Genomic DNA, 15,158 nt, shown 5'->3' on the forward strand with positions numbered 1-15,158 from the left:
ACTAAATAAGTATCGTTATGAAACTATATATAAAATTATTAGAAACGTATTTCATTCTAATATGTTCTTTTATTACATTTTGTGCCAGCGCACAACAGGATCCACAGTACACGCAATACATGTACAACACTATGGCGATAAATCCGGCTTATGCCGGATCTACCGGAACTTTAGAAGCAACACTTTTGCATCGTTCTCAATGGGTTGGAATTTCCGGTGCTCCGGAAACACAATCGTTTTCTGCTCACACACCACTCCGCAATGAGAAAATTGGTCTGGGACTAAGTGTCGTAAACGACAAAATTGGTCCTTCAAGCGAATTGTATTTGGATGGAAACTTCTCTTATTCATTGCCACTTGGTTATGAAAAAAGATTAGCATTTGGTTTGAAAGCAGGTTTTAGAATGTTGGATATAGATTGGTCTAAAGGGAGATTTTATGATGAGAACGATGTTTTGTTAAATCAAAACATTAGTAACCAGATGAAACTGGCAGTTGGAGCGGGAATTTATTATTACACCGACAAATGGTATGTTGGGTTTTCAGTTCCAAGCTTCATTCAGAATGATTATTATGATGATGTACAAGAATCAATAGATTATGATCGCTTGCATTATTATTTAATGGGAGGATATGTATTTGACTTAAGTCCAAATTTAAAATTTAAACCGGCATTTTTAGTAAAAGCAGTAAATGGAGCTCCACTTACTGCTGATGTGTCGGCGAATTTTATGATTGCGGAAAAATTTGTAATTGGAGGTGCCTACAGAACGGATGATTCCGTTAGTATCTTGGCAGGTTTTCAAATAACAAAAAGTTTTTACCTCGGATATGCTTTCGATTATACGGTCAGCCAGTTAAATAAGTACAACGATGGTACACATGAATTCATTCTGCGTTACCAGTTTACTAAAAATCAAAGTAAAATCAAATCCCCAAGATTCTTCTAAAAATGAAGCTTATGAAAAAATTGTATATACTAAGTTTATTCGTGAGTTTTACGGTTAGTTTTGCTCAAACGAATTTAAAGAAAGCGGACGCATTGTTTAAAAACTTTTCTTATTTAGATGCTTCAAAAGCCTATGAGGAGTGTTTGCAAAACATAAAAAGTCCTTCAGCACAAACGTTAAAGAACGCTGCTGATTCGTATTACTTCAATTCCGATTCAAGGAATGCACTCAAATGGTACAGGAAGTTATACGAAGTGCAAGGCAATAATTTAACAGATATCTACTACCTGCGTTACATTCAATCTATGAAAGCAGTTATGGATTATGACGAGGCAGATAGGGTCACAAAAGAATATTTAAATAAAAAAGGTGATCAAAAAGAGATCAATCGCTATGTCGCTCAGAAAACTCAAATGGATAGTTTAGCTAAAACGAAATCTCTTTATCAAATTAGAAATTTAGATATTAACACCAGTAAATCTGATTTTGGAGCTACTTATTTTGTAGATAAAATTGTATTCTCTTCTGCCCGAGACACAACAAAATTCGGAGATAAGTTATACACCTGGAACAATCAGCCTTTCCTGAATTTGTATTTGGCCGACAGAAATCCTGCCGATGGTAGTTTGTTTAACGAAACAGTGTTTCTGGCAAACGTAATGACTAAATACCATGAGGCGACAGCTACTTTTGACAGTAGCGGGAAAACCATTTACTATTCGACAAATATTGTAAAGAAAAACAAACTGGTTGTAGATGAAAACAAAATCAACAATTTTCAAATTATCGAAGGAAGAATAGTAGATAATAAACTCGAGAATCCGCAAAAAGTGTTTTTTGACAGTGAAGAGTATTCCGTTGGACACCCATCTTTAAGTGATGACGGGCAGTTGCTCTTCTTTGCGTCAGACATGCCGAACGGATTTGGTGAAACAGATTTGTATTATGTAAAAATTGCGGCCGACGGAACCATGAGTTCTCCTGTGAATTTAGGACCAAAAATCAATACAATTGGGAATGAAGTTTTTCCTTTTTTCAGAAACGGAGTTCTTTATTTTTCTTCAGACGGGCATTATGGCTGGGGAGATTTAGATATTTATGAAAGCAAAATGTTGTCTGATGGAAGTTTTACGACACCCCGAAATTTAGGAGCGCCAATAAACAGCAACAAAGATGATTTTTCTTTTATAATTGATAAGGCCGGTGAATTGGGCTATATTTCTTCCAACAGAGACGGCGGTAAAGGAGACGACGATATTTACGCTTTTGAAAAAGGAAAACCAATTTGCAATCAATCGATATCCGGTATGGCAGTTGACAGAAAAACCAAATTGCCACTGGAAGACGTTGTAATTATGGCTTACAATTCCTATAGCGAAGTTCTGGGCGAAACAAAAACCAACTATGAGGGCAAATATGCAATAGAAGTTCCTTGTGGAAAAGTGATTAAAATGATTGCGGCAAAAATGAACTACAGTAGTGATGAAAAAACAGTAGAAACTACCAAGGTAAATGGAGGCGAAATCAAAGATGTCAATTTTGAACTTAGTAATTACGATGACTTAGTTGTAAAGAAAAAAGGAGTTGAAAAAGTAGACGTAAAACCAATTTATTTTGATTATGATAAGTACGATATTACACCTCTGGCTATCGAAGAGCTAACTAAGGTTGTTTTTATCATGCAAAAATTTCCAAACATCCGAATCAAGATAGAATCTCATACCGATTCTCGCGGAAAAGATGCTTATAATATGGTGCTTTCAGATAAAAGAGCCAAATCAACCCGTGATTATATTGTTTCTCAGGGGATTGATGCTTCCAGAATAGAAAGTGCAATAGGGTATGGGGAAAGCAGACTAATTAACAAATGTAAAAATGGTGTAAAATGTTCAGAAGCAGAGCATTTATTAAACAGACGTTCTGACTTTATCATTATCCAGAAATAGTTTTGTATTCCGGCTCTGGTGGTTTGATCAGAAGCTTAAAAGTGCAACACGAAGATACCATTGGAAGTTGGTTTTTATTAATTCTTTTTTTAAGAATGATGGACATGAAGGAAATCAGGTTGTATGAATTTACAACCTGATTTTTGGTTATTTAAAACTTTCATTTTTTGATGTTTTTCAATAAAAATAATCCTAATTTTGAGGTACAATTAAACAACATTCCAATCTGTATCATTTTAGTATTTTATGAGTATTCAAGAGACCATTCAAACGTTACGAAACGAACTTAATCAGCACAATTACAATTATTATGTACTTGATAATGCTACAATTTCGGATTATGAATTTGACATCAAATTAAAAGAGCTTCAGGACTTAGAAAATAAGAATCCGGAGTTTTTTGACGAAAATTCACCAACGCAGCGAGTAGGAGGTACAGTTACCAAGAATTTTAAAACAATTGCACATCAATACCGAATGTATTCTCTGGACAATTCCTACTCCAAAGACGATTTGGAAGATTGGCAAAACCGAATCCAAAAAGTACTGGGTAATGTTGATTTGCAATATACCTGCGAACTAAAGTATGATGGTGCTTCAATAAGCATTACGTACGAAAATGGAAAATTGACTCAGGCTTTAACACGTGGTGATGGTTTTCAGGGAGATGATGTAACGAACAATATTAAAACCATAAAATCAATTCCGTTACAGCTAAAAGGAAATTACCCGGATCGATTTGATATCCGTGGAGAAATTATACTTCCTTATGCCGGTTTTGAAAAAATGAACCAAGAATTAATCGAAATTGGTGAAACACCTTATTCCAACCCAAGAAATACAGCTTCGGGAAGTTTAAAATTGCAGGATAGTGCTGAGGTTGCCAAACGTCCGTTAGAATGCCTATTGTATTTTGTAACCGGTAATAATCTGCCTTTTTCCTCTCAGTATGATGGATTGGAATCAGCCCGAAAATGGGGCTTTAAAGTGCCAAATGAAGCCAAATTAGTTCATAATCTGCAAGAAGTTTTTGATTTTATTGATTATTGGGACGTTCATCGTCACGAACTGCCTTATGAAACGGATGGTGTAGTAATAAAAGTAAACAGCATTCAGCATCAGGAAGAATTAGGTTATACAGCAAAATCACCGCGATGGGCGATTGCTTATAAATTCAAATCAGAACAAGTTTCAACGAAATTAAATTCAATCTCCTATCAGGTAGGGCGTACAGGAGCAATTACACCCGTGGCAAACTTAGAACCTGTTCAATTGGCAGGAACCGTTGTAAAAAGAGCTTCTTTGCATAATGCAGATCAGATTGAGAAATTAGATATTAGAATTAACGATACGGTTTTTGTTGAAAAAGGAGGAGAAATTATTCCTAAAATCATTGCTGTAGATTTAGAAAAACGTCCCGAGAATTCGGAAATAACACACTATATAACACACTGTCCGGAATGTCAGACCGAGTTGGTCAGAAACGAAGGGGAAGCCAATCACTACTGCCCTAATTTTTATGGATGTCCGCCGCAGATTATCGGACGTATTCAGCATTATATTTCAAGAAAAGCAATGGATATTGAAGGTCTTGGAGGTGAAACGGTTGCTTTGCTTTTTAATAACGGATTGGTACATAATTATGCCGATTTGTATGAATTGACCGTGGAGCAAATCTTGCCTTTGGAAAGAATGGCGCAAAAATCGGCTGAGAATCTGGTAAATGGAGTTCAAAAATCAAAAGAGATCCCGTTCGAGAGTGTCTTGTTTGCTTTAGGAATTCGTTTTGTCGGAGAGACAGTAGCAAAAAAACTGGCCAAACATTACAAGAATATCGACGCATTAGCCCAAGCTTCTTTAATGGATTTGATTTTGGTGGATGAAATTGGCGAAAGAATTGCAAAAAGTGTTATTGAGTTTTTTGAGAATGAGGAAAATCAAAGTATAATTGAGCGCTTGAAAAATAAAGGCGTTCAATTTGAAATTGTTGAAAAAGTAAATCCGAACGCTACTGATAAATTCGCAGGAAAAACATTTGTGGTATCAGGTGTTTTTACTCAATTTTCGCGCGATGAATTAAAGAAAGCGATCGAGGATAACGGAGGAAAAGTAGGAAGTTCGATCTCTGCCAAAACAGATTTTGTGGTGGCAGGAGATAATATGGGACCAGCCAAATTAGAAAAAGCGAATAAGTTAAATATTCCAATATTGTCCGAAGAAGATTTTATAAACAAATTAAATGAAAGCGAATAAACCGTCTTTGATTTTGTTTTTTCTAGCCTTACTCTTTACGATCATTTTTGATTGTATGGAACAGGATTTCTTGGTAATCTATACGAAATCAATCGTTCTGCCGGCTATTTTTATTTATTTTCTGATTAGCAGTGATTTTAGAATCGGTAAGATAGAAAGTTTAATTTTTCTATTCTGTTTTATAGGCCAGGTCTTCGAAATCATGGCGATTGAAGCTTCTGAAATTGGTGGTGTACTGAGCTTTTTGATTGTTTATATCTTGCTTTTAATGATTTTTGTACGGGAACACGAAAAATTGAAACTAACCAGAAAAGATGTTTTGCCAATCGGTATAATTGTTATATTTCTGGTTTATCTGTTGGTTTCTATACTAAACCTACAGTTTTATAACATGAAGAAGTTTATTATTCTGTATACTATTTATGGCGTTGTTTTGGGGTTTGTGAGCTATTTTTCGTTTGCAAGTTATATCACAAAAGGAACCCATATCGCCTTGCTAATGTCATTAATGACGATTAGTTTTATGTTCTCCGATGTGTTTTACGTATTCAATCAAAGTTTTTCGCATTCCATTGTTTTAGTGATAATCCGGGATGCCACCCAAATTATGGCGTACTATTTTATGGTAGAATATTTTCTGGAAAAGATTAAAATTCAAAAGAAAATCAGATAAATTTTTTGGGTAGACAAAATTTCGTTTAACTTTAGATGACAGGATTTTCAGATACTTTACCGGTAATTAAATCAATTGTGTTGTGGGTGTAAAGCAACACCTTATTTTCGAAAAAATCACTTGAGAACCCACCACGAAATTGATACGCTTCAATTTGGTTTACAATTTCTCCATTGGTAGCATCCACCACATATTCTGCTCCCCAACTATTGGATTCAGTAGAAGAAGCGTAAAGGGCTAAAAGTTGTCCATTTTCTGTTTGAAATATATCAGAAGAGTTTATTCTTCCGCCATCTTTTCCTAAGTAGTTAAAGTCTTTATACCACTTTATTTTGTAATCGCGATCAAAGCAATACAAAACATTTGTTTCGGTGATCAGATAGATAAAAGTGAAATCGACCGAAAATTTTATTCGGCCTATCATTGCTTTGGTACCAAATTTAATCGATTCAGTCTTACCGGTAGCAAAATTGAATAAATAACAAGTATCTTTAGTATTCTCACAAGGCGCAAGAAAAGTATCATTTTCAGGATCTAGATCTCCTTTATAGGTTCTTATTTGTTTGGGTAATTCGGCGGTGATTTGCTGGAGTGACAAATCATAACAAAAGGGTTTCTTTTTGCTTGCGACGATTATAATTTTATTTCCTTTAGCATTAAACTCAACGTCATAAATACAATAATTGTCGGTATTTAGTAATACAGTTTCATTTTCATGATCTGTAATTACTAAATCCGTTCTGTAAGCTCTGGTGTTTGACGAAGTTCTGGTAATGGCAATCCTTTTTCCGTCAATTGAGATGTTTTGGGGCTCCCATTCCGGAAAATCAGTTAAGTATTTTTTTTCCTGAGTATTAAAATCAAATAAAAAAAGTCCTTTTGTATTATTTGGTTTTCTATTTCCAAACAATCCAATTTTAGAATGCCTGTTTACGATCATGTCTTAGTCTTTGTATTTTAGGAATCAAATAAAAGGTAATTACACAATAATAGACCTTCCTTGATTGCTGTGTGCTTTGTCTTTGTCAAAGTAGAAATCAATTCGGCCTAAGTTAATTCCGTAACAACCAACTTGATTTACCAATACTTCTGTTCCGATTTTGTTTTTTACAACAGTCGGTTTGTCCAGAAAAGTATGCGTATGTCCGCCAATAATTAAATCAATATCCTGAGTTAATTGCGCCAGTTTTAAATCGCAGATTCTTGAGGGATCATTTTTATATTCGTAACCCAAGTGAGAAAGGCAGATTACCAAATCACATTTTTCTTCTTTTTTTAATAATTGAGTCATATCCTGAGCAATTTCGACAGGATTGTTATAGATGGTCTCTTGGTACATTTGTTTGTCAACTAAACCGGCAAGCTCAATTCCAACACCAAAAACACCTACTTTGATTCCGTTTTTGTGAAAAATTTTATACGGTTTTATAAGCCCGTTCATAACGGTGTTTTTAAAATCGTAATTAGAACAAATAAAATCAAAACTGGCATGAGGCATTTGAGCATGTAAACCATCAAGTCCGTTGTCGAAATCATGATTTCCGATCGTTGAGGCATCATATTTCATCATACTCATCAGCTTAAATTCAAGTTCACCTCCATAGTAATTAAAATACGGAGTTCCTTGAAAAATATCACCGGCATCCAATAAAAGCACATTTGGATTTTCTTTGCGAATGGTTTCTATAAGAGCCGCTCTGCGAGATACACCACCTTTATTTGCATTACGCGGATCATCAGCCGGAAAAGGGTCGATGTGACTGTGCACGTCGTTGGTGTGTAAAACAGTTAAGTGTTTAATATCGTTGGATTCAAAACTGCTTAATGATAAACCTAAGCTTAATAAAGCAGTACTGGCAGCCGTTTTTTCGATAAATTCTCTTCTTTTCATTGGTATATTTTTTAGCTGGACGCTGAGTGTAATTGTAATTTAAATGGAGTTATTCTTCTGTTATTCTAATGTCTTTGGCCACCGGAATCGTGTCTACTTCCTTAAAGTAATCAATCAGTACATTTCGAAGTTTGTAATTCAAATCAAATTTCTGAGTAGTTTTTAAGAAAAAGTTCATGTTGTCTCCGCCATTTGCCAGGTAATCATTGGTAGCAACATAATACGTTTTGTTGGTATCAAGCGGTTTTCCCTGAACAAGTATGTTTTTTGGTGTATTGTCTTTAGAGATTGTAAAAGTCATTCCTGCCAAAGGATGCGGTTTTTTCTCCTTAATAATATAAGAGGTCATTGCTACGAGTTGTTCTCCTTTTAGAGCCAGAACCACCAGATTGTTTTCGAAAGGCATAATTTCAAAAGCCGTTCTTTTGGTAACATTCCCTTTTGGTAATATAGCACGGATTCCGCCATGATTTAAAAAACACAAATCGATATCTTTTTTCTCACGAGCATTAAAAACGGTATTCCCTCTTTTTAAGCAAACATCAGCAATTAGATTACCAATACTGGTTTGCCATTTTCCGGTACTTTTTTCCAGTGTTTCAGGGGAATAAGCTAAAATACTGTCCAAATCTTTATTGATGTTATTGCGATAGGGAGTAATAAAAGTTTCGATTTCCGGAGTTTGTGGAGCTTTCTCGGTTATAGGAAGTTGTTTCCCTTCTATCTTCGTTAAATTGTAGTTCTTGCTACAAGAAGTTATAAAAAAAAGTGTTAAGAATATAACAAAAAGTTTTAAAAACCCGTTATACTTTTTTAGTTTTACCATCTTAAATGCGACTTAAATAATTAATTTTGTAATCTCGTAAATGTACTATGTTTTTAAATTACATAAAGGAATTTTTTATAAAAAAATCGTTAAAAAATAACTTGCGTAGCGTAAAAAATGAAGTCTTTACAAGTGCTATACAAACAATTGGTTTACTGGTTGATGAGACTAAGTTTAAACATTCAAAAGAGCTGATAAAAGAGCTTGTCTTGAATGGAATCAACCCCGATAACATAAAAATTGTTGCGTATAGAGATAAATTTAAGGAGAAAAAAACGTATTCAAGACCCACATTTGGTAGAAAACACATCAATTGGAAAGGGGAGATTGAAACAGATTTTTTAACTGAATTTATCGAAACAGAATTTGATCTTTTGATTAGTTATTACGACATCGAAAAAACGATTTTGATGTTGATAACGGCGAAGTCAAAGGCAAAATTTAAAGTTGGTTTTACATCCGTCGATAAAGAATTAAACCGATGGATGATAGATACCACCCTGGAAAATTATAAACTTTTCGTTTTCGAATTGTTTAGGTATTTAAAGAACATTAAATAAATTATAAAGTAGAATATGCAATCATTAATAGGAACCGGTGTTGCTCTGGTAACTCCATTTAAAAAAGACTTTTCAATTGATTTTGAAGCATTACAACGAATCGTTAATTTTTCGATCGATGGAGGAGTTGAGTATCTTGTTGTTATGGGGACCACAGCAGAAAATGCTACCTTGACGCAAGCAGAAAAAGAATTGGTTATAGATGCAGTTGTAGAATATAATAAAGGAAGATTGCCTCTTGTACTGGGTGTTGGAGGTAATAATACCATGCAACTGGTTGAGGAATTAAAGACTAGGGATTTTTCTGCATTTGAAGCTATTCTTTCTGTTTCTCCTTATTATAATAAACCGACACAAGAAGGTATTTATCAGCATTTTAAAGCAATAGCTGAAGCTTCTCCTATACCTGTGATATTGTATAATGTACCGGGAAGAACGTCAAGTAATATGTTGCCGGCAACAGTAGTGCGTCTGGCAAATGATTTTGAAAATATAGTAGCCATAAAAGAAGCAGCAGGAGATGTAGTGCAAGCCATGCAGCTGATAAAAAATGCACCGAAAGATTTTCTTGTAATTTCAGGAGATGATATGATTGCTTTGCCAATCGTTTTGGCCGGTGGAGCAGGAGTAATTTCTGTAATTGGACAAGGTTTTCCAAAAGAATTTTCAGAAATGATCCGTTTAGGATTGAATAAAAAAGTAAATGAAGCTTTTAAGACGCAGTACTTTTTATCCGATTGTATTGATATGATTTTCGAACAGGGAAATCCTGCCGGAATCAAACAAGTATTCAAAGCCCTTGGTATTGCTGAGAACACAGTGCGTTTGCCATTGGTAACGGTAGACGATGAACTGGCAAACAGGTTGAATGAATTTGTTAAAAAAAGCATTAAAGTAGAGCAGGATTAACGGTATTTTATTATACCAAAAAAATATTTTGTAGTAGCTAAATTAATAACTAAATTTGCCACCGGAACTTCGGTGTGATTTTGCTTTGGCACAATTGTCTGAGTAATCATAATAAAAGTAATAAAATGAAAAAAATAGTATCTCTATTAATTGTTGTTGCCCTTTTTTGTTCTTGTAGTGATTACCAAAAAGCATTAAAAAATGAAGATGTTGCAGCAAAGTTTGAAGTAGCAACAAAAATGTATGATGCTGGCAAATATTCAAAGGCAATTCGTCTTTTTGAACAATTGGCACCTACGTATAGAGGTAAACCTCAGGCTGAAAAACTGTTTTACATGTTTTCTCAGTCGTATTATAAGACCAAACAATATTATTTGGCAGGTTACCAGTTTGAAAGTTTTGTTTCGGGTTACCCACGAAGCGAGAAAGTGCAGGAAGCTGCTTTTCTTGGGGCTTACAGTTATTCAAAATTATCACCTGTTTACAGTTTAGATCAGACTGATACAGCAAAAGGATTAGAGAAATTACAAGCCTTTATTGATAATTACCCGAATTCAGAATACATTGGTCAGGCAAATGATGCCGTAAAAGTTTTAAATGGGAAACTAGAGAAAAAAGCATACGAAAATGCCAAAGGATATAATTTGATTTCAGATTATAAATCAGCTTTAATCGCTTTTGATAATTTTATTGCTGATTTTCCGGGAACACCTTTTAAAGAGGATGCATTGTTCTATAAATATGATTCTGCATACAAATTGGCAATAAACAGTATTCCGGCAAAAATGCAGGAACGTTTAAATGTGGCAAAGGTGGCGTATGGTAACTTAATTAAGTTTAAGAGCGATACCAAATACAAAGTGAAGGCTGAAGAAATGAATGCCAGAGTTGAAACAGATTTACAAAAATTTACTAAATAAAATAAAGTCATGGATTTAAAAAAGACGAATGCTCCTGTAAATACAATAACTTACAATAAAACAGTTATTGAAGAGCCAACAGGAAATGTGTATGAGGCAATTACCATTATGGCTAAAAGAGCAAATCAGATTAATTCTGAAATCAAAAAAGAATTAACTGAGAAGTTAGAAGAGTTTGCTACTTACAATGACAGTCTTGAGGAAGTTTTTGAAAATAAAGAGCAAATTGAAGTATCTAAATTTTACGAAAAATTACCTAAACCACACGCTTTAGCTGTTCAAGAATGGTTAGACGGTAAAACATACCACAGAGGTACAAACAAATAATAGTATAATGTCAGTTTTAAACGGAAAGAAAATTTTACTGGGAGTTTCCGGTGGAATTGCAGCGTATAAAACAGCATCATTAGTACGACTTTTTATAAAAGCAGGTGCACATGTCCAAGTGATAATGACACCTGCTTCTAAGGATTTTGTAACGCCACTTACGTTATCTACACTATCCAAAAATCCGGTACATTCCAATTTTTTTAATCAGGATGATGAAGATGCTGTTTGGAACAATCATGTCGAATTAGCACTTTGGGCTGATTTAATGCTTATTGCTCCGGCAACCGCAAATACATTATCTAAAATGACAACCGGTAACTGTGATAATCTTTTGATTGCAGCTTACTTATCGGCTAAATGTCCTGTTTACTTTGCTCCGGCAATGGATTTGGACATGTACAAACACCCTTCTACAATTGCGAGTTTTACTGCTTTAAAGCAATTTGGTAATACTATGATTCCTGCAGAAAACGGAGAATTGGCCAGTGGCCTTTCCGGTGAAGGAAGAATGGCTGAACCTGAGAACATAATCGCATTTCTTGAAGCTGATTTAGAGAGCAAATTGCCTTTAAAAGGAAAAAAAATACTAATTACTGCAGGACCAACATACGAAGCAATAGATCCTGTGCGTTTTATAGGAAATCATTCTTCGGGAAAAATGGGGTTTGATATTGCAAATGCAGCGGCAGATTTAGGAGCCAGTGTTGTTTTAGTTTCGGGGCCAACCCATTTTAAAGCAAAAAACACCTCAATCAAAGTTGTAAGTGTCGTATCAGCACAAGAAATGTACGATGCCTGTCATCTGTATTTTGACGATGTTGATGTGGCTGTTGCAGCAGCGGCAGTTGCCGATTATAAGCCAAAAGTAGTAGCCTCGCAGAAAATAAAAAAAGCAGCGGATGAATTTTCGATTGAACTCGAGAAAACAAAAGATATTTTATTATCACTTGGCAATACTAAGAAAAATCAATATTTGATTGGCTTTGCATTAGAAACTGAAAATGAAATTGAGAATGCTAAGTTGAAAATTCAGAAAAAAAACTTAGATTTGATTGTTTTAAATTCCTTACAAGACGAAGGTGCCGGTTTTAAGAAAGAAACCAATAAAATTACTTTTATTGATAAAAATTTTAAAATTGAGCCGATGGAATTAAAATCAAAAGAATTAGTGGCTGCTGATATTTTGAATAAAGTGATTTCACATTTTTCATAAACAGCACTATTGATTTTAAATCGAAAACGGAATTAAAAATTAGCGCTAGTCTATTTCGCTAAAAGCAAATATTATGTTCGTATGTGTAAAAAAATAGTTACTATTCTGGTATTTTTGATTTTTGGCTTTTCGCAGGCGCAGCAGTTAAATTGTACTGTAACTATAAATACGGAAAGACTTGCAACTCCAAATCAACAGGTTTTCAAAACGCTTGAGACCGCTTTGTCTGAATTCGTAAATAAAACCGATTGGGCCGGATCTGTTTTGAAGCAAAACGAACGCATCAATTGTTCGATGTATATTACGCTGTCATCGTATAATTCCAATCAGTATTCGGGAACAATCCAGATACAGGCTTCAAGAATGGTCTATAATTCGACTTATTCCTCTCCGATTTTTAATTATAACGATAAAGATTTTAGTTTCAGTTATACCGAATACGAGCCTTTATTATTTAATCCGACTAATTTTGAATCTAATTTAGTTTCTTTAGTTTCCTTTTACAGTTTTATGATTTTAGGAATAGATGCCGATACGTTTCAGATGGGTGCAGGAAGTTCTTATCTGGAAACGGCTCAGAATATTGCAAACGTTGCGCAACAAGGTGGTTATAAAGGATGGAGTCAGTCAGACGGTGTACAAAACCGTTATTTTTTAATAAACGACATGCTTTCTCCTACTTACAGTGATTTAAGACAAACGTGGGCTTTATACCACTCAGGTCTGGATACCATGAACCAGGATTTAAAAGCAGCAAAAGAGAAGATAAAGTCTTCTATACTGCTTATTGCTAAAGTAAATTCGGTTAAACCGAACGCTTTTTTAACCCGGATATTTTTTGATGCCAAATCAGATGAGATTGTTTCAATCTTTTCGGGCGGTCCCAGTATTCCGATCACCGATTTAACGGATGTTTTAAGCAGAGTTTCGCCATTGAACGCTACGAAATGGTCGCAAATAAAATTTTAATTGCTTGCTGTTATTTTAGTTTCCTCATTACTATTTTTTATACTTATCAATTTTTCTTATGATTACTTCACTGTCAATTAAAAACTATGCTCTGATTGAAAAACTCGCTATTGATTTTTCAAAAGGATTTTCGATAATTACAGGAGAAACAGGTGCCGGAAAATCGATTATTCTGGGAGCAATAGGTTTGGTTCTTGGAAAAAGAGCCGATTTAACTTCACTAAAAAATAAAGAAGAGAAATGTGTTATCGAAGCACAATTTGAAATCTCAAAATACAATCTGAAAGAGTTTTTTGAAGCAAATGATCTCGATTATGAAGAAGAAACAATTATTAGACGTGAAATTCTGCCTTCAGGAAAATCGCGTGCTTTTATTAATGACAGTCCGGTAAATCTTCAGGAATTACAGGATTTGAGTTTGTTTTTGATTGATATTCATTCGCAACAGCAAACTCAGGAGCTTTCTGATGAAAGTGTTCAGTTTAAAATAATTGACGCAATTGCCAATAATACAGAGGTAATAGGTTCCTATCAAAAACTACTCAAGACTTATAAATCTGATAAGTCAAAACTAAATGCGTTGCTGAAAAAGCAAAGTGATTCAGGGAAAGAGCAGGAATACAACACTTTTTTATTGAATGAATTGGTTTCGGCTAAATTAAAATCAGGGGAACAAGAAGAACTGGAAGCTGAGTTTGAAAAACTGAATAACGTTGAAATTATAAAAGAATCAATCGATAAATCGTTGTCGATTTCTAATGAAGAACAATTTGGAGTTTTTCATAATCTGAACGAAATCAAAACTTCTTTGCAAAAAATAGCTCTTTTTTCTGTGGAATATCAGAGTTTGTTTGAAAGAATTACCAGTGTTGCAATTGAATTTGATGATGTTTCGAGAGAATTGCAAAATGCTTCCGAAAAATTAATAAATGACCCTGAGAAGTTAGAACTAACCAATCAGAAATTGCAATTGATTTACAATCTTCAAAAGAAACATCAGGTCACTACCGTTGACGAATTGCTTCAGATTCAGGCTAATTTGGAAAGTGCAGTTATTGAATTAGGGAATATCGAGGAAGAAATTGCGGTTTTATCACAGTCACTAGAGCAGAAAACATTGGAATTAGATGCTTTCTCAGTGATAATTCACCAAAATAGAGAGAATGCCATTCCGGTTTTATCGAATCAGTTAATTACGATTCTTGAAACTTTAGGAATGCCAAATGTTCGTTTTAATATGGAACTTTTGCCTTCTGAGACCTATTTTCAAAACGGAAAAGACGAATTGCAATTTTTGTTCTCTGCCAATAAAGGAACCGATTTCGGATTGCTTAAAAAAGTGGCTTCCGGAGGAGAAATGTCCCGTATCATGTTAGCTGTTAAAGCAATTTTGGCAAAGTATTCTAAATTACCTACTTTAATTTTTGATGAAATCGACACCGGAGTTTCGGGAGAAATTGCCATCAGAATGGGGGAGATTATGAAAGAAATGAGCGCTACAATGCAGATATTTGCCATTACCCATTTGCCACAGATTGCGGCAAAAGGAGATTCTCATTTCAAAGTCTTCAAATCTACGGTTGATGAAGATACACAGTCCGAATTAAAGTTACTGTCTCAGGAAGAAAGAGTTACGGAAATCGCTCAGATGCTTTCCGGCGCCAACATTTCAGATTCGGCGTTAAATCATGCAAAAGAATTATTAAATTAAATATTTA

At 34.5% G+C, this 15,158-nt stretch carries 14 protein-coding genes; 11 read left to right on the forward strand and 3 right to left on the reverse strand.

Annotated features, from left to right (window positions below; genetic code table 11):
* Window positions 1-17 precede the first annotated feature (17 nt).
* The 4 genes from ACHRV5_RS05850 (at window position 18) to ACHRV5_RS05865 (ending at window position 5,822) form a co-directional block, all read left to right on the forward strand.
* Window positions 18-950 carry a type IX secretion system membrane protein PorP/SprF gene (locus ACHRV5_RS05850; protein WP_047779272.1) on the forward strand — a complete coding sequence of 311 codons (933 nt, stop codon included), beginning with the start codon at window positions 18-20 and terminating at the stop codon, window positions 948-950.
* Window positions 951-961: 11 nt separating this feature from the next.
* Window positions 962-2,896 carry an OmpA family protein gene (locus tag ACHRV5_RS05855; RefSeq protein WP_395426092.1) on the forward strand — a complete coding sequence of 645 codons (1,935 nt, stop codon included), beginning with the start codon at window positions 962-964 and terminating at the stop codon, window positions 2,894-2,896.
* Between the two features lie 246 nt (window positions 2,897-3,142).
* Complete coding sequence (gene ligA / locus ACHRV5_RS05860; RefSeq protein ID WP_395426093.1) at window positions 3,143-5,149, forward strand: NAD-dependent DNA ligase LigA; 2,007 nt, start codon at window positions 3,143-3,145, stop codon at window positions 5,147-5,149.
* Complete coding sequence (locus ACHRV5_RS05865; protein ID WP_047779274.1) at window positions 5,136-5,822, forward strand: lysoplasmalogenase family protein; 687 nt, start codon at window positions 5,136-5,138, stop codon at window positions 5,820-5,822. The genes ligA and ACHRV5_RS05865 overlap by 14 nt, the downstream gene beginning before the upstream one ends.
* Before the next feature lie 31 nt (window positions 5,823-5,853).
* Here the strand turns inward: ACHRV5_RS05865 and ACHRV5_RS05870 are convergent, their stop codons facing one another.
* From ACHRV5_RS05870 to ACHRV5_RS05880, 3 genes are read right to left on the reverse strand one after another with little or no spacing between them, the layout of a single operon-like run.
* Window positions 5,854-6,762 (reverse strand): hypothetical protein, encoded by a 909-nt coding sequence (locus tag ACHRV5_RS05870; protein WP_395426094.1) that lies wholly within the window; start codon window positions 6,760-6,762, stop codon window positions 5,854-5,856.
* 39 nt (window positions 6,763-6,801) lie between these two features.
* On the reverse strand, window positions 6,802-7,713 hold the full coding sequence (locus ACHRV5_RS05875) for a bifunctional UDP-sugar hydrolase/5'-nucleotidase (RefSeq protein ID WP_047779276.1): 912 nt from the start codon (window positions 7,711-7,713) through the stop codon (window positions 6,802-6,804).
* A 49-nt stretch (window positions 7,714-7,762) separates the two neighbouring features.
* Window positions 7,763-8,539 (reverse strand): 5'-nucleotidase C-terminal domain-containing protein, encoded by a 777-nt coding sequence (locus ACHRV5_RS05880; protein ID WP_395426095.1) that lies wholly within the window; start codon window positions 8,537-8,539, stop codon window positions 7,763-7,765.
* Between the two features lie 47 nt (window positions 8,540-8,586).
* Between ACHRV5_RS05880 and ACHRV5_RS05885 the strand changes: the two genes are divergently transcribed.
* From ACHRV5_RS05885 to recN, 7 genes are all read left to right on the forward strand, one after another.
* Window positions 8,587-9,099 carry a DUF6913 domain-containing protein gene (locus ACHRV5_RS05885; RefSeq protein ID WP_395426096.1) on the forward strand — a complete coding sequence of 171 codons (513 nt, stop codon included), beginning with the start codon at window positions 8,587-8,589 and terminating at the stop codon, window positions 9,097-9,099.
* Between the two features lie 15 nt (window positions 9,100-9,114).
* Window positions 9,115-10,008, forward strand: a complete 894-nt coding sequence (gene dapA / locus ACHRV5_RS05890) for a 4-hydroxy-tetrahydrodipicolinate synthase (protein WP_047779279.1) — start codon at window positions 9,115-9,117, stop codon at window positions 10,006-10,008.
* Between the two features lie 125 nt (window positions 10,009-10,133).
* Complete coding sequence (locus ACHRV5_RS05895; RefSeq protein ID WP_047779280.1) at window positions 10,134-10,928, forward strand: outer membrane protein assembly factor BamD; 795 nt, start codon at window positions 10,134-10,136, stop codon at window positions 10,926-10,928.
* Window positions 10,929-10,937: 9 nt separating this feature from the next.
* Window positions 10,938-11,255, forward strand: coding sequence for a DNA-directed RNA polymerase subunit omega (locus tag ACHRV5_RS05900; protein WP_047779281.1), 318 nt, complete (start codon window positions 10,938-10,940; stop codon window positions 11,253-11,255).
* A 7-nt stretch (window positions 11,256-11,262) separates the two neighbouring features.
* Window positions 11,263-12,471: a bifunctional phosphopantothenoylcysteine decarboxylase/phosphopantothenate--cysteine ligase CoaBC gene (gene coaBC / locus ACHRV5_RS05905; protein WP_047779282.1), complete on the forward strand. Its 1,209-nt coding sequence runs from the start codon at window positions 11,263-11,265 to the stop codon at window positions 12,469-12,471.
* A gap of 81 nt (window positions 12,472-12,552) precedes the next feature.
* Complete coding sequence (locus ACHRV5_RS05910; RefSeq protein WP_395426097.1) at window positions 12,553-13,440, forward strand: DUF4835 family protein; 888 nt, start codon at window positions 12,553-12,555, stop codon at window positions 13,438-13,440.
* A gap of 58 nt (window positions 13,441-13,498) precedes the next feature.
* Window positions 13,499-15,151, forward strand: coding sequence for a DNA repair protein RecN (gene recN / locus ACHRV5_RS05915; protein ID WP_395426098.1), 1,653 nt, complete (start codon window positions 13,499-13,501; stop codon window positions 15,149-15,151).
* Window positions 15,152-15,158: the final 7 nt, after the last annotated feature.

Source organism: Flavobacterium sp. FlaQc-52, from assembly GCF_044007495.1.
GTDB classification, from domain to species: domain Bacteria; phylum Bacteroidota; class Bacteroidia; order Flavobacteriales; family Flavobacteriaceae; genus Flavobacterium; species Flavobacterium cupriresistens.